The 24,540-nt window shown below is 67.1% G+C and carries 21 protein-coding genes, 2 tRNA genes and 1 riboswitch; of the genes, 2 read left to right on the forward strand and 21 right to left on the reverse strand.

Translation table 11 applies throughout. The features are described 5' to 3' along the window. Positions 1-6: 6 nt before the first annotated feature. The 3 genes from ACWRN3_RS04885 to ACWRN3_RS04895 form a co-directional block, all read right to left on the reverse strand. Positions 7-1,206 (reverse strand): ROK family transcriptional regulator, encoded by a 1,200-nt coding sequence (locus ACWRN3_RS04885; RefSeq protein ID WP_255172430.1) that lies wholly within the window; start codon positions 1,204-1,206, stop codon positions 7-9. 181 nt (positions 1,207-1,387) lie between these two features. Further along, positions 1,388-2,560 (reverse strand): class I SAM-dependent methyltransferase, encoded by a 1,173-nt coding sequence (locus tag ACWRN3_RS04890; protein WP_255172431.1) that lies wholly within the window; start codon positions 2,558-2,560, stop codon positions 1,388-1,390. A gap of 50 nt (positions 2,561-2,610) precedes the next feature. Further along, positions 2,611-3,693: an FAD-dependent oxidoreductase gene (locus ACWRN3_RS04895; RefSeq protein WP_255172432.1), complete on the reverse strand. Its 1,083-nt coding sequence runs from the start codon at positions 3,691-3,693 to the stop codon at positions 2,611-2,613. Between the two features lie 46 nt (positions 3,694-3,739). Here ACWRN3_RS04895 and ACWRN3_RS04900 point away from each other — a divergent pair, with 46 nt between their 5' ends. Continuing rightward, entirely contained in the window at positions 3,740-5,125 is a 1,386-nt protein-coding gene (locus tag ACWRN3_RS04900) for a class I SAM-dependent methyltransferase (protein WP_476739998.1), read from the forward strand. Positions 5,126-5,219: 94 nt separating this feature from the next. Here ACWRN3_RS04900 and mctP read toward each other — a convergent pair whose 3' ends face one another. The 15 genes from mctP to ACWRN3_RS04975 form a co-directional block, all read right to left on the reverse strand. Then, the gene (gene mctP / locus ACWRN3_RS04905; protein WP_255172433.1) at positions 5,220-6,896 is read right to left on the reverse strand and encodes a monocarboxylate uptake permease MctP; all 1,677 of its coding nucleotides are present in this window, start codon (positions 6,894-6,896) and stop codon (positions 5,220-5,222) included. Then, positions 6,893-7,264: a DUF3311 domain-containing protein gene (locus ACWRN3_RS04910; RefSeq protein ID WP_324642138.1), complete on the reverse strand. Its 372-nt coding sequence runs from the start codon at positions 7,262-7,264 to the stop codon at positions 6,893-6,895. The genes mctP and ACWRN3_RS04910 overlap by 4 nt, the downstream gene beginning before the upstream one ends. Positions 7,265-7,459: 195 nt before the next feature. After that, positions 7,460-7,532, reverse strand: a tRNA-Ala gene (locus tag ACWRN3_RS04915). Positions 7,533-7,772: 240 nt separating this feature from the next. Beyond that, positions 7,773-7,845 (reverse strand) — tRNA-Ala (locus ACWRN3_RS04920). A 114-nt stretch (positions 7,846-7,959) separates the two neighbouring features. Then, entirely contained in the window at positions 7,960-8,361 is a 402-nt protein-coding gene (gene rsfS / locus ACWRN3_RS04925; protein WP_224026297.1) for a ribosome silencing factor, read from the reverse strand. 41 nt (positions 8,362-8,402) lie between these two features. Beyond that, positions 8,403-9,656: a hypothetical protein gene (locus ACWRN3_RS04930; protein ID WP_476739999.1), complete on the reverse strand. Its 1,254-nt coding sequence runs from the start codon at positions 9,654-9,656 to the stop codon at positions 8,403-8,405. A gap of 7 nt (positions 9,657-9,663) precedes the next feature. Further along, a complete protein-coding gene (gene nadD / locus ACWRN3_RS04935; RefSeq protein ID WP_370871783.1) occupies positions 9,664-10,332 on the reverse strand; it encodes a nicotinate-nucleotide adenylyltransferase in 669 nt (222 codons plus the stop codon). A 1-nt stretch (position 10,333) separates the two neighbouring features. Beyond that, positions 10,334-10,573 carry a hypothetical protein gene (locus tag ACWRN3_RS04940; protein ID WP_476740000.1) on the reverse strand — a complete coding sequence of 80 codons (240 nt, stop codon included), beginning with the start codon at positions 10,571-10,573 and terminating at the stop codon, positions 10,334-10,336. Between the two features lie 78 nt (positions 10,574-10,651). Then, positions 10,652-12,034: a glutamate-5-semialdehyde dehydrogenase gene (locus ACWRN3_RS04945; RefSeq protein WP_476740001.1), complete on the reverse strand. Its 1,383-nt coding sequence runs from the start codon at positions 12,032-12,034 to the stop codon at positions 10,652-10,654. Positions 12,035-12,060: 26 nt separating this feature from the next. Further along, positions 12,061-13,197: a glutamate 5-kinase gene (gene proB / locus ACWRN3_RS04950; protein ID WP_275180246.1), complete on the reverse strand. Its 1,137-nt coding sequence runs from the start codon at positions 13,195-13,197 to the stop codon at positions 12,061-12,063. A 4-nt stretch (positions 13,198-13,201) separates the two neighbouring features. Further along, positions 13,202-14,791, reverse strand: a complete 1,590-nt coding sequence (gene obgE, locus ACWRN3_RS04955; RefSeq protein WP_476740002.1) for a GTPase ObgE — start codon at positions 14,789-14,791, stop codon at positions 13,202-13,204. Positions 14,792-14,908: 117 nt separating this feature from the next. Further along, positions 14,909-15,172 (reverse strand): 50S ribosomal protein L27, encoded by a 264-nt coding sequence (rpmA, locus tag ACWRN3_RS04960; RefSeq protein WP_009372867.1) that lies wholly within the window; start codon positions 15,170-15,172, stop codon positions 14,909-14,911. Positions 15,173-15,233: 61 nt separating this feature from the next. Continuing rightward, positions 15,234-15,542, reverse strand: a complete 309-nt coding sequence (rplU, locus tag ACWRN3_RS04965) for a 50S ribosomal protein L21 (protein WP_003803420.1) — start codon at positions 15,540-15,542, stop codon at positions 15,234-15,236. Between the two features lie 263 nt (positions 15,543-15,805). After that, a complete protein-coding gene (gene thiD / locus ACWRN3_RS04970; protein ID WP_364402957.1) occupies positions 15,806-17,326 on the reverse strand; it encodes a bifunctional hydroxymethylpyrimidine kinase/phosphomethylpyrimidine kinase in 1,521 nt (506 codons plus the stop codon). A 7-nt stretch (positions 17,327-17,333) separates the two neighbouring features. Next, positions 17,334-17,431, reverse strand: a riboswitch (TPP riboswitch). Positions 17,432-17,614: 183 nt separating this feature from the next. After that, positions 17,615-21,040, reverse strand: coding sequence for an Rne/Rng family ribonuclease (locus ACWRN3_RS04975; RefSeq protein ID WP_476740003.1), 3,426 nt, complete (start codon positions 21,038-21,040; stop codon positions 17,615-17,617). A 438-nt stretch (positions 21,041-21,478) separates the two neighbouring features. On the opposite strand from ACWRN3_RS04975, the gene ACWRN3_RS04980 reads away from it, so the two are divergent. Continuing rightward, positions 21,479-22,147 (forward strand): vitamin K epoxide reductase family protein, encoded by a 669-nt coding sequence (locus ACWRN3_RS04980; protein ID WP_324642157.1) that lies wholly within the window; start codon positions 21,479-21,481, stop codon positions 22,145-22,147. A 98-nt stretch (positions 22,148-22,245) separates the two neighbouring features. Here the strand turns inward: ACWRN3_RS04980 and ndk are convergent, their stop codons facing one another. From ndk to ACWRN3_RS04995, 3 genes are read right to left on the reverse strand one after another with little or no spacing between them, the layout of a single operon-like run. Continuing rightward, a complete protein-coding gene (ndk, locus tag ACWRN3_RS04985) occupies positions 22,246-22,662 on the reverse strand; it encodes a nucleoside-diphosphate kinase (protein ID WP_159631802.1) in 417 nt (138 codons plus the stop codon). A gap of 51 nt (positions 22,663-22,713) precedes the next feature. Then, positions 22,714-23,178, reverse strand: a complete 465-nt coding sequence (locus tag ACWRN3_RS04990; protein WP_255172441.1) for a DUF4233 domain-containing protein — start codon at positions 23,176-23,178, stop codon at positions 22,714-22,716. Positions 23,179-23,180: 2 nt separating this feature from the next. Then, complete coding sequence (locus tag ACWRN3_RS04995; protein WP_255172442.1) at positions 23,181-24,539, reverse strand: bifunctional folylpolyglutamate synthase/dihydrofolate synthase; 1,359 nt, start codon at positions 24,537-24,539, stop codon at positions 23,181-23,183. Position 24,540 lies beyond the last annotated feature (1 nt).

A 24,540-nucleotide genomic window follows, 5' to 3' on the forward strand; every position in this document is an offset into this window, starting at 1 on the left:
TCGCGGTCAGCTTTCCAGCAGCAGCCGTTGGGCGCGGGGCGCGAGCGTATGTTCAAGGACCAGCGAGGCTGCGCCGATGGCGCCCACGTCCTCCCCCACCCCTGTGCCCACAACGTCGATGGGGTGGATCAGGCGGGTGGCGCTGTTGGCGTCCAGCAGCGGCGGGACCAGTTCGAGGTAGCGCTGCGACAGGCAGGTCCAGAACGGGCCGCCGAAGACCACCCGTTCAACATCCAGGGTGTTGGTGACCACTGAGACCGCCCGGGCCACCAGGGCGGCAGACTTGTCCAGGATGGCCGCGGCACCTTCGTCCCCTGCGTACGCACGGGCGCAGAGCTCGGAAAAGCTCTGCTGGATTTCTGCGGCGCTCCCGGCCTGCGCGCCCTCCAGGATTCCCGCGGCCACTGCTTCCGCCACCAGGACCTGGGGAATGGCGGAGGATTTGACGCAGCCGCGCTGCCCGCAGTCGCAAAGGGGTCCGCCCGGGTCCACGATGATGTGGCCGATTTCGCCGGCGTTGCCGGACGTCCCCCGGACCACTTCATCGTTGAGGACGATCCCGCAGCCGATGCCGGTCCCCATGTACATGAACACGAAACTGCCGGCACCGCTGGGGCCGCCCGCCCACGTTTCCGCTACGGCGGCGCTGGTCACATCCTTGTCCACCAGCACGGAGTAGCCGGTGGCCTTCGCCAGTGCGTCCCGCAGTTCCACCCGGTCCCACCCGGGAAGCAGCGGCGGGTCCACCACGGTGCCGTGGTCCAGGTCGATGGGGCCGGGAGCGGCCACTCCGAGTCCTGCGATGCGGCCCTGGTCCACGCCGGAATCCTCCACGAGCTGGGCCAGCTCCGCAGCGATGGTGGCAATGACGGCGGCCGGATCGTTTCCGCCGGGGGTCTTGATCCGTGAGTGGCGTACCACCGCTCCGACGAGGTCCAGCACCACGAACGTTGTCACGGCCGGGTCCAGGTGGACCCCAAGGGCATACATGCCACCGGGGTTAAGGCGCAGGATGGTGCGCGGCTTGCCGGGGCCGCTGCCCTCCTTGCCTGCCTCAACGATCAGGTGCTGGTCCAGCAGCCGGCGGGAAATGTTCGAAATGGTCTGGGGCGACAGGCCAACGATTTGGGCGAGTTCCACCCGGCTAAGTCCCCCGGACGTCCTGCGGATTGCGTCGAGGATGACGGTGAGGTTGAAGTCCCCCATCCTCGGCAAGTTGGTTCCGCGCCTCGGAGAGGATTGGCGGATCTCAGACACTGTGTCCCCTAAACGTCTTCGGCTACCTGGCGGTGGTGATGCTTTGAATCGTACGTTAAGCGTGCGCCCGCGCCCACCTGCACAGGAAGCGGCGCGGCGGATGTTTTGGCCGGTGAAGCCGAGGATTGGGTCAGCGGGAGCTGCGCGTGCTGCGGGTGACCGTGAACTTCGGGTTCCGGCCCTCCACCACCGTGGGTCCTACGTGCCGCTCCAGGGCCGCGAGGTAGGCCAGGTGGCGGTTGTAGACCGTCCACAGCTCGCCACCGGGAGCCAGGACACGTCCCGCCGCTTCGATCATCTTGAGCCCTGCGCCGGCGTGCACACCGGCACCAACGTGGAACGGCGGGTTCAGGAGTACGGCATCCAACGAGCCGTCAGGGAAAGTGCTGAGCGCATCGTCCTGCAGCACCGTGATCCGGTCCGCAAGACCATTCAAGCGGGCGGTGGCCAGCGCGGACTGCACGGCGGCCGCCGATTGGTCCGTTGCCGTGACGGCGGCGGAAGGGAACTGCCTGGCATACATCGCGGCGAGGATTCCGGTGCCGCAACCGAGATCGACGGCGTGCTGCGCCGGCTTCATGGCAGGCAGGAACGTCAGCAGGAAGCGTGTGCCGATGTCCAGCCGGGCGCCGGCAAAAACAGCGCCATGCGCAGCCACATCCAGGTCCAGCCCGTCAAGGTGCTCCACCACGGGAAAGCGCGGGGAGGCCGTGGCGGTCTTGGGGCCGGCAGCAAGGAGAACCCGCGATTTTTGCCGTGCGAGCTGTGGCTGCACGGAAACGAAGTAGCGTTCAAGGACCGCGTTCATGCCCAGTGACATGTGCTTCACCCGGCCACCCGCCAGCAGGCGGACGTCCGGTGCGGCGTGCCTGGCCACGGCGGACGCGATCTCCTCGAGCTCCGCCAGGGTCTTGGGGAGCTGCAGCAGGACGGTGTCCGCTCCGGCCAGCAGTTCGGGGCCCAGGGGCAGCTGCACGAAACCGGACCCGGCGTTGTCCGCCGGAAGCCCGGCAGCCTCACGCCTGGCTGACAGTTCGGCCGCATTAAGCCGCAGCGCCCGTTCCCCGGTGACCAGGTCCTGGTGTACGCGCAGCGAGTCCGGGGCAAGCAGTTCGGAGGCGCCGAGCGTCAGCGCCCCGTAACGGTCCCCGATGACGGCCACGGCAGTGCCTGCCCGCCCAAGCTGCACCGCAGTCTCCAGCAGCAGCCTGTCAGTGGCGTCCCACGCCTGCAGGTTGGGTGCCTCGACATCGGGCCGGCGGCGCAGCACGTCGAAGATGTCCGCCAGGGTGTTTACTGCCACCGGTGTCCTGCCGCCTTTTGTCGCTTTTGCCGGCCCCGGGCCCCGGGGCATCACCCCAACGTTACCGTTTCCGCTGCCACCGCAATGCCCGGCAGCTTCAGGATCGCAGCCACTGCTGCGCGCCCCGCCCGGTTGGCGCCAATGGTGGACGACGACGGGCCGTAACCCACCAGGTGGACGCGCGGCTCGGCTGCCACCTGTGTTCCGTCCATGGCGATCCCGCCGCCCGGCCCCCGCAGGTGAAGCGGCGCCAGGTGTTCCAGTTCGGCCCTGAAGCCGGTGGCCCAGAGGATGACGTCGGCCCTCAGCAGGCTGCCATCGGCCCGGCGGACGCCCTCGGGTTCGATGGAGGTGAACATCGGCTGCCGGTTCAGGGCGCCCCGCTCCCTGGCTGCTCGCAGCGCGGGCGTCCAGATAAGGCCCGTCACCGAGACAACGCTTTGCGGCGGAAGCCCCTGGCGGACCCGCTCCTCCACAAGCGCCACGGCGTCGTGGCCTGCCCTGGCATCAAACTCAGCGTCGCGCCAGACCGGTTCCCTGCGCGTGAACCAACTGGTGGTGGTGGCGCGCGATATTTCCTCCAACAGCCCCACGGCGGAGATGCCCCCGCCCACCACAATCACGTGCCGGCCGCGGAACTCCTCCGCTGAGACGTAGTCGGCCACGTGCAGCTGGCTGCCGCGGAACGTTGACTGACCCGGATAAATGGGCCAGAACGGACGGGTCCACGTGCCCGTGGCATTAATGAGTGCCTTGGCGCTCCAGACGCCGTCGGACGTTTCGATCCGCAGCCGCCCCGCCGGATCGCCGTCTTCGCGCCTGACGGCCCGGACCTTGACGGGCCTGTGGACGGTAAGGCCCAACTCAGCCTCATAGGCCCCGAAATAGCGGGTCAGGAAGTCGGAGCTGGGTTCCGCAGGGTCCACGTCGGGTTTGGCGATGCCGGGCAGGTCACTGATCCCATTGACTGTGCCCATGCGCAGGCTCTTCCAGCGGTGCCGCCACGCACCCCCGGGACCTTCCTCGGCGTCGAGCACGGCATAGTCCAGCCCCCGGCGCTGCAGGTGGTACGCGGCCGACAGGCCTGCCTGGCCCGCCCCGATGACCACCACATCGGTTGGGTCAGGAATCACTCCCCCATGATAGTCGTGGAGGGCAGCCCGGCCGTAGGGTGGGCGCATGGACACTGAAGCAGCATCAGCGGGAACCGGAACCACTGGGCACGCCGCCCGGCTGGAAAAGGCCCTGGGAGTGGTTTTGGGGACCGGACAGATACCCCTTCGGTTGCGGGCGTGGGACGGCTCGGAAGCCGGGCCGCCGGACGCGCCGGTGCTGGAGTTCAAGTCCCGAAAGGCATTGCGGCGCATGCTCTGGTCACCGGGGCAGCTGGGACTGAGCCGGGCGTACGTGGCAGGCGACATCGAGGCCCCCGGTGACATCTTCGCGGCCTTCACGGCGTTGAGTTCGGCGGGCAAGTTCGCGGAGCCCGGTCCGTTCCGGCCGCTGTCCGCCGGTGAGCTCTGGCTGCTGCTGCGCACCGCAGTCCGGCTTGGCGCCATTGGACCCAACCCTGCTCCGCCGCCCGAGGAGGCGCGTGTCGCGAAGAAGGGCAGGATGCATTCCCGGCGGCGGGATTCGGCCGCCATCTCGCATCATTACGACGTCGGCAACGACTTCTATGCCCTGGTGTTGGGACCGTCCATGGTCTATTCCTGCGCCGTGTGGCCGGACGGGCCTGCCACCGGGGGCCCGGCTGCCGGGTCGGGGCTGCAACCGGAGGCCGGGCCGGATGATGGCCTGGATGATGGCGCGGGTGATGTCCTCGACGCAGCGCAGGAGGCCAAGCTGGACCTTGTCTGCCGCAAGCTTGGCCTCCAGCCCGGAATGCGGGTCCTCGACGTGGGATGCGGATGGGGCAGCTTCGCTCTCCACGCGGCAGCCAGGTACGGCGCCACGGTGGTGGGCGTGACGCTGTCAACGGAGCAGGCCACCCTGGCGCGTAAGCGTGCAGCAGACGCCGGCCTCACGGACAGCGTCGAAATCCGGGTCCAGGATTACCGCGACGTGCAGGACGGGCCGTACGACGCCATCAGTTCCATTGGCATGTCAGAGCACGTGGGACGGGCCCAGACCCCTGAGTACGCCGCCGCGCTCTTCGGGCTGCTGCGCCCGGGTGGACGGCTGCTGAACCACGCCATCTCCTGGAACGCCGGCCCCACCGCCCCCGATCCCGACTCGTTCATCCCCCGGTACGTCTTCCCGGACGGCGAAATGATCAGCCTCGGCGAGATGGTGTCCGCCCTGGAAACTGCCCGGTTCGAAGTCCTCGACGTGGAGGCCCTGCGGCCCCACTACGCACTGACCCTCCGGGCCTGGGTCAGGCGGCTGGAGCAGAACTGGGCGGAAGCGGTGCAGCTGGCCGGTGAGGGGCGCGCGCGGGTGTGGCGGCTGTACATGGCAGCCAGCGCCATTGGCTTCGAAAACGGACTCACCGGAGTCAACCAGGTCCTGGTCCGCCGGCCGGGCGGGGAGGAACCGCCGTTGCGCCGCACTTCCTGGCTGTGACGAGAGCGGTTGCTGTGACGAAAGCGCCCTCCTGCCGGGACGTAACCCGGCAGGGAGGGCGGCTTGGTGACCCCAGGGTCAGGCCTCGTTTCGGCTAGGCCACCGGGGAAGGCCCGCCAGGCTGGGTGAAATGCTGGGTCTTTTCGATCTGCACCACTTTCGGATCCGTTTCGTCTGCGTCGTAGTCCGTGGGCCGGGTGAGGTCTTCGCCGGTACGGACCTTGAGGGCCCGCATCACCAGGGTCAGCACGGCGGCGACCACCAGGTTCAGCGCGAACGCCGACACAGCAATGTAGACGCTGAAGTCGGTGCCGGGGATGGGCGCCACCGACCCGCCGAAGTGCGCCTTGGTCACCGGGTTGACCACGTTGTAGGCGGAGACGGTACCGAAGATGATGCCCACCGCCCAGCCGACCAGGAGGGCCCAGCGGTCAAACCACCGGGTGTAGAGCCCGGCCACCACGGCGGGGAAGGTCTGCAGGATCCAGATGCCGCCCAGCAGCTGCATGTTGATGGCCGCCGACTGGTCCATGGCGATCACGAAAACCAGGGCGCCCACCTTCACCACCAGGGAGACGATCTTGGACACCTTCGCCTCGGTCTTTGGATCGACGTCCGGGCGGATGAAGTCGCGGTAGATGTTCCGGGTGAACATGTTCGCGGCGGCAATGGACATGATCGCCGCCGGTACCAGGGCCCCGATGGCGATCGCAGCCAGTGCGATGCCGGCAAACCAGGCCGGGAAGTGGTCGAGGAACAGCTGCGGAACCACCAGCTGCGGATTGACCGATCCGTCCAGGTCGATCGGCTTGGTACCCGCCTTGATGGCCACGAATCCCAGCAGTGCCAGGAAGCCCAGCATCAGCGAGTACAGCGGCAGGATGGCGGCGTTGCGGCGGATGGTGTTGCGGGCCTTTGAGGCCAGCACCGCCGTCACCGAGTGCGGGTACATGAACAGCGCCATGGCCGAGCCCAGTGCCAGGGACCAGTAGGCGGAGTAGTTTGCCGCGCCGGGGACAAAGACACCTGCCGGCTTGCCCGTGGCCTGGTTCACCGTTCCCAGTTTGGTCTGGGCTGCGCCAAAAATGCCGTCCCAGCCGCCGAACTTGATGGGCAGGTAGATGACGGCCACAATGACGGCGAGGTAGATCAGCAGGTCCTTGACGACGGCGATCATCGCCGGGGCGCGCAGGCCCGAGGTGTAGGTGTAGGCGGCCAGGACCACGAAGGCGAGGATCAGCGGCAGGTCGGTCAGCAGGACATTGCCGGAGCTTCCCAAACCAAGCACGGTGAGCACCGCCTTGATGCCCACCAGTTGCAGCGCGATGTAGGGCATGGTGGCCACGATCCCGGTGACGGCGACGGCCAAGGAGAGCCAGCGGCTGCCGTAGCGGCCCCCCACGAAGTCCGCCGAGGTGACGTAGCCATGGCGGTGCGAGACGGACCACAACCGGCTCATGATGATGAAGATGATCGGATACAGGACGATCGTGTAGGGCACGGCGAAGAAGCCGCTCACTGCGCCGGTGGCCCACATTGCCGCCGGCACTGCCACGAAGGTGTAGGCGGTGTAGAGGTCCCCGCCCAAAAGGAACCAGGTGATCCAGGTACCGAAGCCACGGCCGCCCAGGCCCCACTCGTCCAGGCTGTGCAGCCCCTCCACTTCGGTGCTGCGGCGCCACTTGGCGGCCAGAAAGCCCATCACGGCCACGATGACGAAGAGCAGCACCACAATGATCAGGGCTGTCCAGTTGATCTCCCGTGTATTCATGGCCGGTCCCCTCCCAAACCGGCCCCGGCGGAGGCAGTGCCTGCCTGGGGCGGGCCACCTGCACGCGCCTCGGCCCGCCGTCGTCGGTCCTCCCTGGTGACCAGCCAGTACGCGCTCCCGGTCAGGATCGCAGAGACCGGCACCCACAGCAGCTGGTACCAGTAGAAGAACGGCATCCCGCCCAGCCGCGGCGCGTCAAAAGCGTAGAGTTGCGGCATCAGGGGAAAGAGAATGGCGGCGGCCAGCAGGATGCCGGCGCCTATGTAGGGAGCGGGCCTGGCCGGCCCCCGGATGGCGGTGTCCCGCGTCAGGCGGGATTCTTCGGGAAAGGCTTCGCCGTCCGGCCTGTAGCCGTCTGCGTGGGACATCTGCGACCTCCTCGTCAGCCCGTCCCGCGGCCGCCGCCTTGGATGAAAGCAGTCCGGAGGCGGGACGATGTGCCCTCAATCACAGTTGTACCGCGCTTTGACCTGCGCCGGAAGGGTTAGGGCCACTATCGGTTGCCAGTGGCAACAAAAAAGGGAACCATCACGTGGTGATGGTTCCCTTTTCCGGTGTATCGGTGGAGCTGAGGGGACTCGAACCCCTGACCCCCTGCATGCCATGCAGGTGCGCTACCAGCTGCGCCACAGCCCCGTACTCTTGTCTTTTCCGGTCGAATTCCCCGGAGCAACCTGACCAGAGTAATGCACTTTTCCGCTGGACGCCAATCGGGCCGTCAACTGCCGCTGCCCAGGCCCTGAACGCACCCGTTCCTGGACAAACCACCAGGGAACGCGCGGGTGCCAAGTCCGGATGCCGGTGCAATCCGGAGCATCCGGGCTGCGGGCACAAAAAAGTCCGCCGGAACCAAAGTGGTTCCGGCGGACTTACCGGTGGAGCTGAGGGGACTCGAACCCCTGACCCCCTGCATGCCATGCAGGTGCGCTACCAGCTGCGCCACAGCCCCGGATTGTTGCTGCTCTGTGCTGCTTTCCCCGGGGTCTCCCCCGAAGCAACTCAAATATCTTAGAACAGCAATTCCGAAAATTCCAAATCGGGAATATTCACTGCCGGGCGGAGGCTACTCGCTGTCGGAAACCGCAGCGGCTTTGGCGGACGAGTCATCGCCGAGCTGCAGGTCCACTACGGGGCAGTCCTTCCAGAGGCGTTCCAGGGCGTAGAAGACCCGGTCTTCCTCGTGCTGGACATGGATCACGACGTCGGCGTAATCCAGCAGGACCCAGCGGCCGCCGGACCTGCCCTCGCGGCGGACCGGGCGAAGGTCCTGCTTGGCGAGTTCTTCCTCGATGCCGTCCACGATGGCGTTGACCTGGCGTTCGCTGGGCGCCGACGCGATGAGGAAGACATCAGCGAGGGCCAGGCGTTCGCTCACATCCATGGCGACGATGTCCTGGGCGATCTTGTCCGCGGCAGCTTTGGCAGCCGTACGGGCTATGGCGATGGACGATTCTGTTGCAGTCACGGGACTCCTTGTTTGGGTTAAGTGTTGATGCCGCCGGCGGGTCAGCGGGACATGCCGCTGACGATCAGGATGATGCCGGCGACGAGGGCCAGGATCCCGAACGCGAGGATGCAGAACTGGAGGATCCGGTTTCGGCGGGCCCGGCTCAGGCCCGCGGTGGCGGCATCCAGGGGATCCAGTCCGTAAGCGGACCGGGCAGGAACCCGGGGAAGGTCCTCGAAGAGGTCCTCCGACTGGACTTCGGGAGACGATACCGGTTGGGGACGGCTGGCGGCTTTGGCGGCTGCCTCGGCGCGCGCGATGACCTGGGAGCGGCCGGTCGCGGAGTCCGGGGCGGGTGCCTTGGGCCGGGGAGCAGGCCGCCGTTTTCCGGCGCCGGGGACTTTGGTCCCGGGGACCTTGGTTCCGGGCCGGGTGGTGACCGGGACATGGGAGGTGGCCGGCGGCTTCATGACCGGCCGGTCGACGCCGGGCACCTGGACGAACTCCAGCGGCGTCACCATGGCCAGGTTGTTGGCGGTGGACGGACCGGGCTTGTCCTTGGGTGCGGAATCCCTGCCCGGGGCAGCGGGGCTGCCGGGGGCGGTGGGGCTGCCGGCCTGTTCGGCAAGCTTCTGCCGCGCCATGGCGCGGCGGTTCATAACCGCGGCCCGTTCGGCAAGCGCAATCTGTTCCGCCAGGATTTCGGGATCCACGACTTCCGGATCCAGGGAGGCAATGTGCTCCATCTTGGCGATCTGGTTCCTGGCCTGCGCGGCGATGAGTGCGCGCGCCTCCAGGGCCTGTTCCACCGTCATGCCCTCCGGGGCGGTTCCGGGCGCAGTCTTTACCTCGTCCGTCTTCTTCCCCACCACGCCACCTTCACGTGGAGGCGCGGCTTTCGGGGCCGGAGCGGCGGCGGGCGGAACGATGGGATTGGCTGCAGTCAGCGCCTGCTCTTTGAGTTGCTGCAACCGCAGCTGGCGCCGGGTAGGCGGCCCGCCCGCGGCAAGCTGCCCTTCCTTTTCCTCAAGCTCCTTGATGGTGCGCAGCGCGGCGCGGTCGCGGGCCCGGATCTGGGAGGACCGCTGCGTGGCCGTGGGGTCCGGGGCTGCCTGCGGGCGCGCTGCAGGGGCGGCTCCCCCGGCGGGACCGGGACGGGCGGCCGGATCCTGGCCGTCCCGTGAGGGCGCGCTGTCAGCCGGCCGGTTCGCGGCAGGCGGGCGCTGCTCCGTGGCCGGCAGGGCAGCCTGTTGGGCGTCCCTGGCCTTCCGGAGTTCCCGGCGGCTGCGGATTGGGGGCTGTTCCTGACTCATTGAGAACTCATTCAGTACTGGCTGGTTCGCGTGCTTCGGAAGTTGGGTCATCCGCGCCTGCGGGTGCGTCGGAATACAGGCCGTACTTGGCGATGTACTGGACTACCCCGTCCGGGACCAGGTACCAGACCGGGTTATTCGCGGCCACGCGGGCACGGCAGTCCGTCGACGAAATGGCCATGGCGGGCACTTCGAGCAGGCTGACATCGTCACGGCCCATGCCGTCAAGGACATGGCCGGGCCGGGTGACGCCCACGAAGTGCGCCAGCGACCACAGTTCGTCGATGTCCTTCCAGGACAGGATCTGCGCCAGGGCGTCCGCGCCGGTGATGAAGAACAGGTCGGCGTCGGGGCGCTGGGCCCTCAGGTCGCGGAGGGTGTCGATGGTGTAAGTGGGACCCGGGCGGTCAACATCGACACGGCTGACGGTGAAGCGCGGATTGGACGCCGTGGCGATGACGGTCATCAGGTAGCGGTGCTCGGGCTCGCTGACCTGTTTATGGGACTTTTGCCATGGCTGCCCGGTGGGGACGAAGACCACCTCGTCGAGGTCGAACTCCGCCGCGACTTCGCTGGCAGCCACAAGGTGGCCGTGGTGGATGGGATCGAAGGTTCCGCCCATCACGCCCAGCCGCAGCCTCCCCCGGGCCCCATTGCGTTGCAGGTTGTGGGAAATCTTAGTGGCCCTGCCCGCGATCGTGCTTGTTGGGGTGCTGGCGGTGCGGATCCGCGTGCTCCTCCGTGGCGGCGTGCCGGTTGCCGAGGTTGTTGTAGGACCAGGCGATGAGCATCAGCACGACCAGGATGGCGAACATGGATACGCCAAAGACCCACGGCTCGGCCCACAGCGGCGCAAGCTCCTCATGGCCTGATTCACCGGCGGCGGCGACGGACGTGGCAATCTGCTGGAGCAGCATTTTCTCCCTTTGTTCAAGGATTTAGAGGCAGCGGAACTTTCCACTGCCTTCCGGGTTCTGGTCTATGTTACCGCGTTGCTACCCGCGGACCTGGCCTTCGCCCTGGACGATCCACTTCGTGGTGGTGAGCTCGGTCAGGCCCATGGGGCCGCGGGCGTGCAGCTTCTGCGTGGAGATGCCCACCTCGGCACCCAGGCCCAGCTCCCCGCCGTCGGTAAACCGGGTGGAGGCGTTGACGATCACGGCAGCGGAGTCAACCTCAGCGATGAAGCGCTCGGCGTTGGCAAGGCTGTTGGTGAGGATCGCTTCCGTGTGTCCGGTGGACCAGGTCCGGATGTGCTGGACGGCTTCGTCCAGGCTGTCCACCATGGCCACAGCCAGGTCCAGGTCCATATACTCGGTTCCCCAGTCCACGTCCGTCGCCGGCTGGGTTTCGATGGCGGGAGGCAGCGCGGCGCTGATGCGCCCGTCCACGTGGAGCCGGACACCGGCGCTGCGCAGGGCTGCAGCGACGGCGGGCAAGACGGTTGAGCCCGAGTGGACCAACAGTGTCTCCACGGTATTGCAGACACTGGGCCGCTGCGTCTTGGCGTTGAGCAGGATCTCCACGGCCATGTTCTCGTCGGCGGACTCATCAATGAAGATGTGGACGTTCCCCTCTCCCGTTTCGATGACCGGCACGGCGGAGTTGGTGACCACGGTCTGGATCAGGTCCCGGCCGCCGCGGGGAATCAGGACATCCACCCTGCCCCGGGCCTTCATCAGGACGGCGGCGCCTGCACGGCCGTACTGGTCCACCGTCTGGACTGCGTCAGCGGGCAGGCCCACGGATTCCAGGGCCTCGCGCAGAATCCGTACCAGTACCTGGTTGGTGGCTTCTGCTGCGCTGCCGCCGCGGAGGATCACGGCGTTTCCGCTCTTGAGGGCAAGCCCTGCGATGTCAACGGTGACGTTGGGCCGTGCCTCGTAGATGGCTGCCACCACGCCCATGGGAACGTTGACCTGGCGGAGGCGCAGCCCGTTGGGGAGCGTCTGCCCGCGCACCACGTTGCCCACGGGGTCCGGGAGGTTGGCCAGGTTCTCGAGGGCGGCCACGAGCCCGGCTACACGCGTTTCGGTAAGGGTAAGCCGGTCCAGGAGGGCGGCGGAGGTGCCGTTGGACTTGCCCCGCTGCACGTCCATCGCGTTGGCGGCGAGAATGGCCGGGACGTTCTCCTGCAAGGCGGCGCCCACGGCCCGGAGGGCGCGGTCTTTCCAGGCCCGGTTGGCGGTGGCCATCCTGCGGGCGGCGTGGCGGGACCGGTCCGTGATGGCGTGGACAGCCGCCTCCACTTCAGCGGCGGACACGTCCGCACCCGAAACGGGCACCTCAGCCAATGCCGGTTCTGCTGAGGGACCCGGCTGCGCCTGCGGAGCAGTGGTTCCGGAATTTTCAGCAGTATGGATCAGGGCTTCAGTCATGATCCAAGTTTAGGCGAGGCGGCAGCTCAGACCAGCACCAGGTCGTCAACATGAACAACTTCACGGTCATAGCCGCTGCCCAGTGCCTCGCCCAGCTCGTGCGTGGACCGCCCCAGCATCCGCGGCAGTTCCTCCGATGAGTAATTCACCAGCCCGCGCGCAACGACGGTGCCGTCGGCTCCGGCCAGCTCGACGGCGTCGCCCGCTTCAAAGTCGCCGTGCACCGCGGAGATGCCCGCCGGCAGGAGGGACGTGCGGTGGTGCCGCACGGCGCGGACCGCACCGTCGTCCAGAACCAGCCGGCCCTGCACCGAGGCAACGTGTGCCAGCCAAAGGAGGCGGACCGGTTTGCGGGAGCCGTTGACGGAGAACCACGTGCCCACGTCCTCGCCGTTCAAGGCTGCGGCAGCATTGGGCGTGGAGGTCACCAGGGCGTGGATGCCCGATCCTGCCGCCATGCTGGCAGCTTCCACTTTGGTCATCATGCCCCCGGTGCCCACGCCGGCCTTGCCCGCTTTGCCGATGGACACGCCCTCGAGGTCGTGCGCGCCGGTGACCAGCGGGATGCGCTTGGCACCCTGGGCGGGCGGACCGTCGTAGAGGGAGTCGACGTCGGACAGCAGCACGAGCGCATCGGCGCGCACCAGGTGCGCCACCAGGGCTGCGAGCCGGTCGTTGTCGCCAAAGCGGATCTCGTGGGTGGCCACGGTGTCGTTTTCGTTGACCACGGGGACTACTCCGAGGTTCAGCAGCCGGTCCATGGCGCGGAGGGCATTGGTGTGCTGGCTGCGCCGCATCAGGTCTTCTGCCGTCAGCAGGACCTGGCTCACGGTGACGCCGTGTGCACCGAATGCCTGGGTGTACCGGGCCATCAGGAGCCCCTGGCCCACGCTGGCCGCGGCCTGCTGGGTAGCCAGGTCACGGGGACGCTTGGCCAGCCCGAGGGGAGCCAGCCCCGCAGCGATCGCACCGGAGGACACCAGGATGATTTCGGCGCCTGCGTTGCGCTTGGCTGCCAGCGCGTCAGCCAGGGCAGTCAGCGATTCCTCCGAGATGCCGCCCTTGATGCTGGTCAGGGAAGAGGAGCCCACCTTGACCACGATCCGGCGGGCGCCGGCCAGCGCGCTTCTGTCCGCGGCACGGCCGGCCGGTACGGCAGTCATGCCCCTAGAGGTCATCGTCCGCTTCCAGTCCGCTTTCCTTGACGGGTTGGGCGGCACGGCGGCCACTGACGGACTCGGTCCAGATGCCGGCCTTGCGCTCCGCCTCAAGCTCGGCGCGGGCGGCAGCCTTGGCATCGCGGCGCTCCTGCTGCTCTTCGCGCTTCTGGCTGCGGGTGGGGCGGTCGCCGATATCGGCGAACCGGACGTCGGTGCCGCGCGGCGAGGCCAGCAGCTCAGCCCCCGCCATCATGGTGGGTTCCCAGTCGAAGACGACGCCGTCATCGTCACCGATAACCACCGTGTCACCCGGCTTGGCGCCCTGCTTGAACAGTTCGGTTTCCACGCCGAGCCGGGCGAGCCGGTCCGCCAGGTAGCCGATGGCCTCTTCGTTGGTGAAGTCGGTCTGCTTGACCCAGCGCTCGGGCTTTTCGCCCAGGACGCGGAACAGCGGCTCCAGGTTCTTTTCCTCGCGCCGGATCTTGAACCCGGCTTCATTGACGGCGCGCGGGCGCAGCACGGCAGGCTGCACCTTGGGCGGGGCAGCCGCTATGGCGTCACGGGCGGCCTTGACGATTTCCGCCATGGCGAAGCCGAGCTGGCGCAGGCCCTCGTGGCTGGTGGCGGACACTTCGAAGACGCGGTAGCCGCGCGACTCGAGCTCAGGGCGCACGAATTCCGCCATGTCCTTGCCGTCGGGCAGGTCCACCTTGTTCAGCGCGACCAGCCGCGGGCGGTGGTTCAGGGGAACCACTTCGCCGTCCTGGCCCGCATAGCTCATGTCGACGGCGTACTTCTCCAGCTCACCTTCGATGATGGCGAGGTCCGTGAGCGGGTCACGGTCAGACTCCAGGGTGCCGCAGTCAAGGACGTGGACCAGGGCGGCGCAGCGCTCAACGTGACGCAGGAACTTGTGGCCCAGGCCACGTCCTTCGCTGGCGCCTTCGATAAGGCCGGGAACATCGGCAATGGTGAACCGCACATCGCCGGCCTGCACCACGCCCAGGTTGGGAACCAGGGTGGTGAACGGGTAGTCGGCGATCTTGGGCCGGGCAGCGGACATGGCCGCGATGAGGCTGGACTTGCCGGCAGACGGGAAGCCCACCAGCGCGATATCGGCAATGGACTTCAGTTCAAGGACAACGTCCCGGGAGTCGCCCTCGATGCCCAGCAACGCGAAACCGGGTGCGCGGCGCTTCTGTGAGGACAGGGCCGCGTTGCCAAGTCCGCCCAGGCCGCCGGCGGCTGCCACGAATTCGGTACCTTCACCAACGAGGTCTGCCAGGACTTCGCCGTCCTTGGTCTTGACCACGGTGCCGTCCGGCACGGGCAGGACCAGCGTCTCGCCGTTCTTGCCGCCGCGCCAGTCGCCCATGCCGGGACCGCCGTTGCTGGCGTGCCGGTGCGGTGCGTGGTGGTAATCGAGGAGGGTGGTGGTCTGGTGGTCCACGCGAAGGATCACGTCACCGCCATTGCCGCCGTTGCCGCCGTCGGGGCCGCCGAGCGGCTTGAACTTCTCGCGGTGGACGGAGACGCAACCATGGCCGCCGGTTCCGCCGGATACATGCAGTACTACCCGGTCTACAAAGCTGGCCACGTGGATCTCCTCAGGTGCTGTTTATATGGCGCCCGGGGACGCCACAACGATTGTAATGCTGTTAAAAGAACAGTGGAGCGGACCCTCAGGCCCGCTCCACCGCTTCAGAACTGGTTGTTACTCTGCAGCTGCAGCAGCAACGATGTTGACCACGCGACGACCGCGGCGGGTGCCGAATTCAACGGCGCCCGGGGTCAGTGCGAACAGGGTGTCATCCCCGCCACGGCCAACGCCGGCGCCCGGGTGGAAGTGGGTGCCACGCTGGCGGACGATGATCTCGCCTGCGGAAACAACCTGGCCGCCGAAGCGCTTGACGCCGAGGTACTGAGCGTTGGAATCGCGACCGTTGCGAGTGGAGCTCGCGCCCTTTTTATGTGCCATCTGAAATGCCTGCCTCTAAATTCTGGGGAATCTGTTGAAATACCTGAACAGTAACCGGTGGTTACTTGATGCCGGTGATCTTGACCTTGGTCAGTTCCTGGCGGTGACCCTGGCGCTTCTTGTAGCCGGTCTTGTTCTTGAACTTCTGGATGACAATCTTAGGACCACGCAGGTCCTGGAGGATTTCAGCCGTAACAGTTACCTTGGCCAGGTCAGCGGCGGCGGAGGTGACCTTGTCACCATCAACCAGGAGCAGTGCGGGCAGCTCGATGGTGCTGCCGGCTCCACCGGCGACGCGGTTCAGGGTAACGAAGTCTCCAACGGAAACCTTCTCTTGGCGGCCGCCTGCGCGGACAATCGCGTACACCACTTGGGAACTCACTTCTCTCGACGTTTATTACAAAATTTGCGTGCGGAACCGACTCGGAAAAGCCAGGATTCTCGCTGTGCCTCAACGCCGTGGGGTCATAACCCAAGTGTTGGCGTAAGCACCGAAGATCCAGAATACGCTAAATCCATCTACGGCCGCAAATGAGGCTGGTTCCGGCGGCCCGGCTGTGGTAGTAACCACACCCCGACAAGCTGCACCGCAACCATGCCCCTCCATAATAGCGGCGGTGCTGCCCGAAGGGGTCAGGAATGCAGCCTCGGCGCGTCGAAGAATTCCACTTCCAGGCGGCAGGACTGCTTGAACGCGGTCACCATCGCCGCCCGTTCGTGGTCGGAGGCCTTCCGCCCCGCCGCGTCCACAATGGCGATGGCCCGCCGGGTGGCTTCGGCGAAGCCCTCGTCGGCGTAGGTCCGGAGCCAGGCCGCGTAGGCGTGGCCGTCGGGCTCTCCCGAGGCAAGGAACTGGGCGTGCAGCTTTTCCCCGACCTCGGCGTAGAGCCAGAAACAGGGCAGGACTGCGGCGGCCAGGACGGCGTAACTGCCCGACGCCGACGCTGCGGTGAGGTGGTCAACATACGCCTTGGTGACGGGGCCAAGTCCGCCCTGGGCAGGGCGGGTGCTGAGCCATGAGCGGTGCAGCTCCGACTCCACTTCCAGGCACTGCTGCGAGGATCCCGCCCAGAACAGCTGCTCCGCTTCGGACGGGGCCAGGGCACTCGCCCGGGCGAGGACCCGGGAGTAGCCGTTCAGGTACAGGGCGTCCTGCGCCAGGTAGTAGGCAAAGTCCTTCTCGGCAAGGTCTCCGGAGGCCAGGCCGCGGATGAAGTCCAGGGCGTAGATGTCCGTCAGGTCCTGCTGCGCTTCCGTCCACAGCCGGGCAGCGAAGGCGCCTTCCGCGAGGGCCGGCCGCACATGGTGGAAATGGTGCACGGGGCCGTTTCCCCGGCCCACCTCGAGCTGCTCCGAGTTCTCAAGGGCGCCGGCCAGCCATGGCTTGACCGTCAGGAGCGATGCCTCCCAGTCGCCAAGGCGTGCCTGGACGGTGGCCATCGCGGAGGACAGGGAGCAGCCGGTGCCGTGGCTGTTGCGGGTGGAAATTCGTTTGCCGTGCACTTCCACCACTTCCTGCGACATGAGGCCGGCCGTGTTGACCAGCGCGTCCGGGCAGTCTGCACCTGCGAGGTGGCCACCCTTGACCAGCACGGTGGCCCCGGTGGCATCGGCAAGGCGCCTCCCCTGGTCCAGCGCCGCCGTCCAGGTCCCGGCAGGCTCCCCGCCCACCAGCATGGCAAGCTCCGGGAGGTTGGGAGTGATGAGGTGCGCCAGCGGCAGCAGTTCGCGGAGGGCAGCCTCAGCGGATTCCTTCAGCAGCCGGTCACCACTGGTGGCCACCATCACCGGGTCGAGGACCACGACGGCGGGGCGGACCTTCTCCAGCCATTGCCGGACAGTGCGGATGACGCTCTCGTCGCCCAGCATGCCGATCTTGACCGCGTCGATGGAAATATCGTCGCTGACCGCGTCCAGTTGTTCGGCCAGGAAAGCGGCCGGAGGAACGTGGACAGCCTGCACGCCACGGGTATTCTGTGCCGTCAGGGCGGTGATGGCAGCCATGCCATATCCGCCGTGGGCAGCAATGCTTTTGAGGTCGGCCTGGATGCCGGCGCCACCGGACGGGTCGGAGCCCGCGATCGAGAGGACCCGCGGGACGTCCCGGCCCAGGGGCAGCGCGGTCGGAACGCCGGAGGCAGCAGGCAGGGGCACGGAAAGGGTCGAAGACAAGAGACATCCCTTCGCCGGTACTAGCCGGACAGGTTCAACGGGTCTGGATCTCAGCCGGCCTTCTGCGCGGCACCCCGTGTCGGTTTCCACCCTAGCCCGTAGGCCGCATCAGGAAAAAGGATGACAGCGCCCGGTTCAAGGGAAAAACAACCTCCCGGCAGCAGAAATCCCCGCCACACGGACGATTCCCCCGGTACTTCCCGGGGGAATCGTCCGCAGGACGGGGATTCCTTACTGCGCGGCCGGCCGTTTGACCGGAAACTCCTGTACCTAGAGCTCCGAGGCAGGCACACCCACGCCGAGGATGATCGGCTCCTCAGGCGCCTTGCCCGGTTCCGCCGGCGCCAGCTGGGGCTTCACGGGTTCAGGAGCCTTGGCTGCGTGCGAATGGCCCGCGCCTGCCGCCTGGACGTTTTCGTGCTGCTGGACGGCGGTCTCGTTGGCGGCACCCTGCGCACGGCTGGCGGCACGGTGGCGCCGCGGCCTGCGTTGCCGCGACTGCTCCAGCGTGTGGTCGGAGTAGTCCTTCCCGGCTGCAGCTTCCGTTGCGGCGGAGCGCGCTTCCGCTCCCCCGTCGTCGTGCTGCCGTTCCGGCGCCACAGTTTCCGGCACCTTCACGGCTTCGGCGGTCTTGGCAGGCGCGTTCTCCACAGGGGACGCCGGCTGGCCGAGGTGGGCGAACGCTTCCGCGAGCCGGTCCAGGGTAAGGGCAGGCTGGGGATGCTGTTCCTCAGCGTGCTCCACGAACGGAAGCGGGACTTCCTCGCCGCCGAACGTCAGGACAGCTGCAGGACGTACCGGGGCGTCGGCGTCGTGCTTCTCCTCGACGGGCGCCGGCGCAGGCTCCACAGAAGGCACCTGCCGGGCTGCCGCCACCTCGTCGTCATGCAGGTGGGCCGCGTGGGCCGCAGCGGCAATGTTCGCCAGGGCAAGCCTGGTTGCCTCCGCCTTGGCGTGCCGCTCGGCGTCCGACGGGTCCGGCTGGACCGTGTGCACATGGACGGCAGGTGCCGGGGCCGCTTCGGGCTGCTGCCCGCCGCGTCCGCGCCGCCGCTTGCGTTCGGGACGCACGCCGGGCTGGGCATTGTCGCTCCGCTGCCCTTCCGGACGGGCTTCCGTGCGGGTCTCGGGCCGGTTGTCGGTGCGCTGGACGTGGTGCTCGGCCGCAACGATGTTGGCGCGGCGGTGCTCCACGGGGTCGTCGTGGGTCACAACACCACGGCCGGCGCAGGCCTCGCACTGCTCGCCAAATACTTCCAGCAGTCCGGTACCCATGCGCTTGCGGGTCATCTGGACCAGGCCGAGTGAGGTGACCTCGGCCACCTGGTGCTTGGTCCGGTCACGGCCCAGGCACTCCACCAGGCGGCGCAGGACCAGGTCGCGGTTGGATTCGAGCACCATGTCGATGAAGTCGATGACGATGATGCCGCCGATGTCGCGGAGCCTCAGCTGGCGCACCACTTCCTCGGCTGCCTCGAGGTTGTTCTTGGTGACGGTTTCCTCAAGGTTGCCGCCGCTGCCGGTGAACTTGCCCGTGTTGACGTCCACCACGGTCATCGCCTCGGTACGGTCGATCACCAGGGAGCCGCCGGAGGGCAGGAAGACCTTCCGTTCAAGTGCCTTGTGGATCTGCTCATCGATGCGCCAGGCGGCGAAGATGTCCTGGTCCTTGGTCCACTTCTCAAGGCGGCCCACAAGGTCCGGCGCCACATAGGTGACGTAGGCCTCGATGGTGTCCCAGGCTTCCTCACCGGAAACGATGAGCTTGGAGAAGTCCTCGTTGAAGACGTCGCGGACCACCTTGATGGTGAGATCGGGTTCGCCGTAGAGCAGCTCGGGAGCCAGGATCTTGGTGGACGCGGACTGGCTTTCGATGCCCTCCCACTGGGCGCGCAGCCTGTTGATGTCGTGCGTCAGCTCTTCCTCGGAAGCGCCCTCGGCCGCGGTGCGGACAATGACGCCGGCGTGTTCGGGCAGGCGGTCCTTGAGGATGCGCTTGAGCCGGTTGCGTTCGACGTCGGGCAGCTTGCGGGAGATGCCGGTCATGGAACCGCCGGGTACGTACACCAGGTAACGGCCGGGCAGGGAGATCTGGCTGGTGAGGCGGGCGCCCTTGTGTCCCACCGGGTCCTTGGTCACCTGGACCAGGACGGTATCACCGGATTTCAGCGCGTTTTCGATGCGGCGCTGCTTGCCCTCAAGGTTCACGGCTTCCCAGTTGACCTCACCTGCGTACAGGACGGCGTTGCGGCCGCGCCCGATGTCCACGAATGCGGCCTCCATGGACGGCAGCACATTCTGGACCTTGCCCAGGTACACGTTGCCGATCAGCGAGTCCTGCTGGGTCTTGGACACGAAGTGTTCGGCCAGGACACCGTCTTCGAGGACGGCGATCTGGATTCTGTCGTCGCGCTGGCGGACGATCATCTGCCGGTCCACGGACTCCCGGCGCGCCAGGAACTCGGCCTCGGTGATGACCGTGCGGCGCCGGCCGGTGTCGCGGGATTCGCGGCGGCGCTGCTTCTTGGCCTCCAGGCGGGTGGAGCCCTTCACGCTGGTCACGCGGTTGCTCACGGGTGCTTCACTGACGGCACGCGGGGCACGGACCCTGGTCACCGTGTTGGGCGGGTCGTCATCCCCGCCGCCCGTGAGCTCAAGGTCCTGGTCCCCGCGGCGGCGGCGCCGCCGGCGGCGGGAGGTTACACCGTCCTCGAGCTGGCCGGCGGTATCCTCGTCAGCCCCGTCCTCGGCGTCAGCCTCATCGCTGCCGTCCTCGTTGTCCTCTTCCGTCCTGTCGTCGATGCGGCTGCGGCCCCTGCGGCCACGGCTGCGGCGCCGGCGGCGGCTGGAGGAATCGTCGGTGTCTTCGGTTTCTTCCTCGTCAGGCTCCTCCGCGGCGGGAGCGGCGGGACGGACCACGGTGCTGAGGTCCGGTGCCTGGAAGAGCACCGACGTCGGGGACGCCGGTTCCAGGAAGAGGGAGCCAAACGGGCTGGCGGCGGCCCCGCCGTCCTTCGTTCCAGCGGCGTCGGGCGCCTGCTCCTGCCGGGCGGCCTCCGGTGCGGCGGCAGCGGCGGGTGCGGCGGCGGGCTCCTGGGCTTCCGGTTTCTGGGCAGCGGGTTCCTTGGCTTCGGGCTCCTGCGCCTGCTCCACATTCTGCGCTGCGGCCTGGTCCGCGGCTTCGGGCACCACGGCTTCGGGCCCGGCCGCTTCCGGCGCCACTTCGGTGGCGGCTGCCGAGTCCGTTTCCGGTGCGGAAACCGGCGAGGCAGCCTTACGGGTAGCTACCCGACGGCGGCGGACCGGCTTGGTTTCGGCATCTGCCATTGTGTCCGGAGCAGGAACGGCAGCGGCGCTTTCGTCAGCTGCATCCGATGCGGTGGCGGGGGCGCCAATGGGAGCCGCGTCAGCAGGCTCCGCTCCGGCGGCAAAGGCGGGCAGCGGTTCTGCGGCGTCCGCCTTCTTCCGGGACCGGGTGCGCCGGGCGGGAGACTTGGGCGCTGCGGTGGCCTCTTCAGTGCCGGATTCTTCAGCGGCGGGTGCTTCGGCAACTTCCGGTGCCGTGCTCACGGCATCCACCGGGGCGTCCCCGGCCCTGGGAGCCGTCTTGCGACGGGTCCGCGGAGCCCGCTTGGGTGCAGCAGCCCCGGCAGCCGCTGCTTCGTCGTTAACGGCCAGTTCCTGATCATTGTCCATATGTGGCAACACTCCTGCCCCTGACGTACCGCCACATCCGGCACCCATTGGGGCACATATTGTCAACACCCGCAGGCATTGACAGAAGTCAAGTGGATACTCCCAGGTTCGCACCGTCGTTGGGGTGCGGCAGCCCGTGGGAGCCGGTGGATGTTCTGAAAACCCGTTGTTCTGCGTGCCACAACCAGGTGCCGCCCAATGGAGTCGCGGGTGTGCCGGAAGAATCCGAAGCCTGCCCTGATCATCATTGGCGGTCTTGGGAACAAACCACCGGACCGGAGTCCGAATGTGGATCGGCTTCCAGCCACGTTCATTCTCTCATACCCGGGCTGGATCGCCGCGGAAGCGGGCGTTGTTGTTCCCGTTGCTGTGGGGTGGGTCCAGCCACCGGCGTTACAATCAGGCACAGGAGCACCGGACGAAAAGGACGCAACACCCATGCCCAGCATCTCCCCCGTCAGCGCCCATCAAGAGGAACGCGCCGCCGATCCGCGGACCAGCGCCGCCGGCAGCATTCCGCGCATGGCCCGGAACCGGCCCTTCGGCTGGCTGCTGGTCATCACCGGAATCGTCGGCTGGCTTGCCTCCGGAACCCTGGTCCTGGAAAAACTCGAAGTGCTCAAGGACCCCAATCACACCACCGTGTGCGATGTGAATCCCTGGATCTCCTGCGGCCAGGTCATGCAGACCTGGCAAAGTTCGCTGTTCGGTTTCCCCAACATGTTCATCGGAATCGTGGCCTTCGCCATCACCATCACGGTGGGTATGGCCCTGTTGTCCGGGGCGACGTTCGCGCGCTGGTACTGGCTGGGACTGCAGGTGGGCGTCACGCTCGGCTTCGCGTTCGTCGTGTGGCTGTGGTCCCAGGCCTTGTACGCCATCCACATCCTCTGCCCGTTCTGCATGATCGTCTGGGCGGCCATGATTCCGCTTTTCGTGTGGACCACCATCCGGAACATCACCGCCGGCGTCATTCCCATGCCTGCAGGTGCAGCCCGCGTCCTGGGTGACTCCGGCTGGATCATCACCGCGCTGCTGTACGTGGCTGTCATCGCCACCATCTTCTTCGCGTTCATCCAGGTCTTCGCAGGAACCTCGGGGTTCTAGAACGCACTCGCCCAAAATCCCGGCGCTCCCCTGCGGCATATGACAGATAAGGCCAATGTTCACGAAGAACATTGGCCTTATCTGTCATTTCACTTGGCTTACTGGAACCAGATCTTGATCTCGCGGTCCGCGGAATCCGTGGAGTCGGAGCCGTGCACCAGGTTCTGCTGCACCTTCAGGCCCCAGTCCCGGCCAAAGTCACCGCGGATGGTGCCCGGGGCCGCCGTCGTGGGATCCGTGGTGCCCGCCAGGGAGCGGAAGCCTTCGATGACGCGGTGGCCTTCGAAGATTGCGGCTACCACGGGACCGCTGAGCATGAATTCCACCAGGGGCTCGTAGAACGGCTTGCCCACGTGCTCCTCGTAGTGCTGCTCCAGCAGCTCGCGGGTGGCGTCGACCTTCTTCAGCTCAACAAGGCTGTAGCCCTTGGCTTCGATCCGGGCAAGGATGGCGCCGGTCAGGTTACGGGCGACGCCGTCGGGCTTGATCAGGACGAGGGTGCGCTCAGTAGTCACAACTGCTCCAATGCGTTGGTGGGGTTTCGGGATAAGTCTACGGGGATGGGCTTACGGGGATTGCGGCTGGGCGGGACCGGCAGCCTGGTCCGGGTGGGCGGCTTCCCATTCCGCCTGTTCGCGTTCGCGCTGCACCGCTTCCCGGTCCAGCCGGATGCCGGTGCGGATGCCGTACCACCAGGCCAGGGCGAAGAGCGCCCCCACCAGGAACATGGCGGGCTCAAAGATGCCGGTAAGGATCAGGACGAGCTGGAGGATCCAGCCCAGGCCGATGCCCCAGGGTTTGTTCAGGACCGCGCAGGCGAAGATCATGACCACGCTGAGACCGATGCCCACACCGAGGATCAGGGCCGGCGGGAACTCCCCGCGGCGCAGGCCGAACACCACCAGGGTGGCGAAGAACATGACGAACGCTTCCAGGAGCAGCACCGTGGAGGCAAACATCACCTTGGTGGAGCGGCGCTTCTTCGGCATGCCGGGACGCCATTCCCGCTGCGCTTTTGTCAGTCTGGCCATGCTCACGCCTCCGTTTTTCCGAGCAGGATCCGTGCCTCGGCCACCAGGGTGATCGATCCGGTGACCAGGACGGCCCCGGAGAGGTCATCATTGGCTTCGGCCCGCTCCACGGCCCATTCCAGGGCGTCATCCAGTTTCTCGGCGATGTGGACGTTGTCCTCGCCGAAGCCCAGGTCGATGGCAAGCTCTGCCAGCTCCGCTGCGGGTACGGCGCGCGGTGAGTTGGACTGGGTGAAGCAGTATTCCACGGCCACGTCCCCCAGGGATTCCCTCAGCTCCCGCAGGATTTCTTCGGCGTCCTTTTCCTTGAGCACGCCCACCACGGGCACCAGGCGCGTGAAGGTAAACGCTTCCTGCAGTGCTGCAGCGGAGGCCTTGATGCCGTCGGGGTTGTGCGCGGCGTCCACAATGATGGTGGGTGCCGTGCGTACCACTTCGAGGCGGCCCGGTGACGTCACTGCGGCGAAGCCTTCCTGCAGGACCTCGAAGTCGAGCTCCTTTTCGCCGCCGAAGAACGCTTCGAGGGCGGCCACGGCTACGGCGGCATTCTGCGCCTGGTGGGCGCCGTACAGCGGTACCAGCAGGTCCGGGTAACGTCCGGCAATGCCCTGGATGGTGACCATCTGGCCGCCAACAGCCACTGTCCGCGACTCGACGCCGAACTCCACGCCTTCGAAGCGGAACGGCACGCCCACTTCCTTGGCCTTTTCCAGCAGCACCTGGGCCGCATCGAGGGGCTGCGCTGCGCTGATGAGGTAGCCGCCGGGCTTGATGATGCCGGCCTTTTCGTAGGCGATGTCCTCGGTGGTGTCGCCCAGCAGGTCCGTGTGGTCCAACGAAATCGGCGTCACCACCGACACCTGGCCGTCACCGACGTTGGTGGCGTCCGTGATGCCGCCAAGGCCCACCTCGATGATGGCCACGTTGACGGGCTGGTCGGCGAAGATGGCGAAGCCCAGGATGGTGAGGCACTCGAAGTAGGTCAGCCGCGGCTGCCCTTCGGCTTCCAGCTCGGAGTCCACGATCTGCAGGTAGGGCCGGATTTCGTCCCAGATCCTGACGAACGTCTCATCGGAGACGGGGTGGCCGTCGATGCTGATCCGTTCGGTGACCTTGGACAGGTGCGGGCTTGTGTAGCGTCCCGTGCTCAGGCCATGGGCGCGGAGCACGGATTCGATCATCCGGGACGTGGAGGTCTTGCCGTTGGTTCCGGTGACATGGATGATCGGAAAGGCCTTGTTGGGTTCACCGAGCACGTCCATGGCGCGGAACAGCGGCGCCAGGCGGGGCTCCATCTTGTTTTCCGGCGCCCGGCCCAGCAGTTCGGCGTACACGCTCTCCACGGAAAATTCGTCGGTCATG

The organism is Pseudarthrobacter sp. rb, assembly GCF_056389225.1.